The following is a 3,667-nucleotide window of genomic DNA, read 5'->3' as shown; positions in this document are numbered from 1 at the left end:
CAGGCCGGACAGAAGACTGCACCCGACCAACGCGCCATAATGTCGAATTACCTCTTGCATCGCGGGAGCCATCCACAGAAGACATCGCCGAGCCCGCGATTGCGCCAAAGGCGGTCGTCGACGCTCAGAAATCGGCTTCTTCGAAATATTTGGCCTTCAGCCATGTGTTCGACGATCCGCTCCTGTAGCGGCTGTCGGCGCGTTTCGAAATGATGCTCTCGAGCCCCGTCTTCTCGATGGCCCGGAAGATCGCTAGCGCACTGCGCTCGAAATGCTCGCTGTACTGGATCTTGCCGAGGCCGTGCTCAACCAGTCGCCACAGCACCTGCTTGCGCTGCAGCAGGGGCAAAGAGGCTAGATTGCGACCGTCGAGATGGAGGATGTCGAACGCGACGAACACCAGGCGGCTGGGTTCGTTCCAGATCACGGCTTCCAGGGCAGGGCAATCGGGAGCGCGTTGGTCGCCTGGCACAATGACCTCGCCGTCGATAATGGCAGCCCAGCATGGAAGCTCGACAGCCAGCGCGATGGGCCAGTATTTCGTGGTCCAGTCACTGCCGTTCTTGCTGAAAAGACGCACGCCGCCTTTATCGATGATGATCTGGGTTCGGTAACCGTCAAGATTGACCTCGTGAACCCATCCCCGGTCTTCGGGCGGCTGCTCTACCCAAGTCGGGATCTGTGGCGGAATGAACTCCAGCCGGCCACCGTTGACCTCGGCACGCTTACTCAATGACGTCACCTTTGACTGCGCAGCGGCGACTGATCGGCACAGGCGGCCCGACATCCCCCCAACCTGGACGCCTGCCGCCTGTGCCAGCCCCCGCCAAGCATTTGCGAGCATCTGCCCACGAAGCCGAATTGTCGTTAGCTTCGCATCCAGATACTTATCCTGGCGTACATATCTCGCTCGCCGCAGCGCCCTTGCACCACGCGGTCGTTTGGCATTTCGGACGACCTTGGTCAGTCCATCAAAAGCACCACAGCGGGATGCAGCTTCTTCAGATTCGGCAATGATTTCGATTGCCAGGGTATGTCGGGCGTTCCACGCACAACAAGTCGAACAGCGGGATGCTTGCGCACCTCGATGGTAAATTTCGCCAGCAAGTTGATGCCGGAAGAGTTGAGAAATTGAAGGTCCTTCAGATTGAGCGTAATGGAAGCGGGATTCGAGGCAAGAACACTGGTCGCCAACGCCGTGATAGGCGCCCCGGCGTCGGAACTGGCAAGTCGCATTGCACCGTCGAAGAAAATTTCGCTTCCTTCAGTCCACACACGGTAGTCGTCTGTCTTGATTTCCATAGCCTGGCTTCGTTTCATCTAGTTGTGAATTTGCGAGATCGGAATGGAGGCATATGTCTCCACGCAAATCCGATCGCTTTCGTCGGCGGCGCTGAATATCCAAGCCAGGCGTGCGCCGTAGTCGCTCATCAACGTCAGCAATCCAAGTCCGGAGCCTGCCATGTCGGGGTTGTTGGCATTCTCTTCAATTCGCTGTATCAGCAGGTCCATGGGGTCGCCAACCGTGAGATCCGCCAGGAGACTTTGGAACTTAGAGGCATCTTCACCATCGACCTCATTCGACACTTTGAGCTTGAAGCACTCCGAATCCATCGACGCCTCGATCAAGATCTCACCTGGTGCGCGAAACTTGACGGCATTTTCGATGAGTTCGTTGACCAGATATCCGATACTGTGCCGCACTTCTATGTAGTCATTGCGGGACGACCGGAAGCGCAACGCGAAAAGATCGGCGATGAAGTCCGCGGTCGTGGCACAATGACGCCAACTCAAGTCGAGAGGTCCGTCAAAGAGCCGCACGCGACTGGCGCTCTCCTTCATCCCGATTGCAATGTCAGGGGTACCGAACAGCGTTGGCATGGCTATTTATGCCTTATGATCACGAGGGTGATGTCGTCGTGGATCTTCTGGATCCCGATATGGGCCATCAGATCGTCGATGATCCCGGTTTTGATGTCCTCGGCGCTGCTGCCGTGACGTTTTTGTGCGCTCTGGCAGAGGCGCTCGAACCCGAACAATTCTCTGTCTTGGTCTTCGGCCTCCGTCACACCGTCTGTGTGCAGCACGATCACGTCGCCGCTCCCGAACAGGATGTCACGCGTGGCAATGAACTTCGAGATGTCATTCTCCAAGCCAACCGGCAAACCCAGATCAATCGTATCGATACGTTCAACTTCCCCATCCGCACGCACGACAAGAACGTCCTCATGCTGGCCGGATAGCGTTACCCGCTCATCTTCGAAGTCAAGAAAGGCCAACGAGAGATGCTTGCCGGTGTTCGTCCGCTCTATGTTCTTGTAGATTGCCCTGTTCAATCGATCCAGAAACTGGTGCGGGTTCCCCTCGTTGGTCTCCTGCAGCGCACGTGCAACGGATTGGACCATCAGCATCAGCACGCCGCTCTCGAGACCATGACCGGTCACGTCGCCGATGCCGATCTTGACCCGTGGCCCGTTCTGCAGGACGTCGTAATAGTCGCCGCCGACCTCGTCGGCCGGCCGCATGTAGGCTGCGATCTCCAGCCCCGGAATCGCTTCTAGTTCGAATTGTTTCGGCAGGACCATCATCTGGATCTGTCTGGCGACCGCGAGTTCGGCACCAAGGCGAACGTTCTCGTCCTGCAGCTTTTCATTGAGTGCGGAAATCTCCTGATTTGCGTCCCCAAGTTCCCTGGTTCGTTCGTCGACGAGTTGCTCGAGGTTTTCCGTGTGAAAGCTGATCTGCTCAGCCATGCGGTTGAAAGCGATCCCTGCCGCTCCAACTTCGTCGCGCGTTGGGATGCTCACGCGGACTGAATAGTCTTTGGACTGGAGCCGCTGGGCGGCGCTGGCAAGCGCCCTGAGGCCCGCGGTGATCCGCTTCGAAATTCCAAGCACGGCGGCAAAAACAATCAGAAGCGAAACGACGATCGCGGCGATCTGAAAGAGCAGGATACGGTTGGTTGCGCGGGAAATACTCTTCTGCGCGGCGAACAGGGACGCATAGATCTCTCGTTCGGGAACGACGATCCCGACCGACATCATTTCGGACTTGATCGGTCCCGAACTCCACAGATTGGTCGGCTTCAATCTTTTGAGGACAACAATGTAGGGTACGCGTTCGCCCTTGTCGCCGAGCATGACATGCTGAATGACACCGTCATTGTTCTGGTCGAGAGGCAGCGACGCGATAGCCGGCTGCGTACTTCCCCGCAGGGACCTCTCCAGGCCGGTGACGCCCTGGGTGCCCGCATCGCTCGATGAAGTCAGGCCGATGATTGCCTGGCCTGACGGATTGATCGCCACCACGTTGCCAGTCGACATTGTGAGAAAGCCGAACCCGGTCTCAGCGATCTTCACACGTTCGACGACTTCCGCGAGTTGATCGAGAGTAATGTCTGCTCCCGCTGTACCAGCGATACCGGTGCGATCGCGCGTCCACAGCGGGTGGAAAAAGCTGACGATTAGCTTTCCCGTGATCGCATCGGTGTAAGGCGCTGTCTGGGTGATATCGTCAGGGACCGGACGCGAGGCTGGATCCTTGGCCCATTGCTGCCATGACCCATAGATTCCCGGAAAGAAAAACTCCCAGAACTCCGCCTTGTTGTGGCCTGGATAGAGTCGGTCGAAGGTCTGTGCCTGGTCCGTATACGGTACCGTTCTGAAGA

At 57.5% G+C, this 3,667-nt stretch carries 4 protein-coding genes; all 4 read right to left on the bottom strand.

Features of this window, described 5'->3' with window-relative positions; all coding sequences use genetic code 11:
- Positions 1–124: 124 nt before the first annotated feature.
- Positions 125–787 (bottom strand): ATP-dependent DNA ligase, encoded by a 663-nt coding sequence (locus NKH70_RS35460; RefSeq protein ID WP_352716646.1) that lies wholly within the window; start codon positions 785–787, stop codon positions 125–127.
- 176 nt (positions 788–963) lie between these two features.
- Positions 964–1,302 (bottom strand): slr1659 superfamily regulator, encoded by a 339-nt coding sequence (locus NKH70_RS35455; protein WP_352912389.1) that lies wholly within the window; start codon positions 1,300–1,302, stop codon positions 964–966.
- A gap of 18 nt (positions 1,303–1,320) precedes the next feature.
- On the bottom strand, positions 1,321–1,881 hold the full coding sequence (locus NKH70_RS35450) for a slr1658 superfamily regulator (RefSeq protein ID WP_352716648.1): 561 nt from the start codon (positions 1,879–1,881) through the stop codon (positions 1,321–1,323).
- A 2-nt stretch (positions 1,882–1,883) separates the two neighbouring features.
- On the bottom strand, positions 1,884–3,667 hold a 1,784-nt coding region (locus NKH70_RS35445), incomplete at its 5' end, for a SpoIIE family protein phosphatase (protein ID WP_353027456.1).

This window comes from Mesorhizobium sp. M0991 (genome assembly GCF_040318915.1).
Lineage (GTDB): Bacteria > Pseudomonadota > Alphaproteobacteria > Rhizobiales > Rhizobiaceae > Mesorhizobium.
This window is presented reverse-complemented; position numbering and strand designations above follow the sequence as displayed.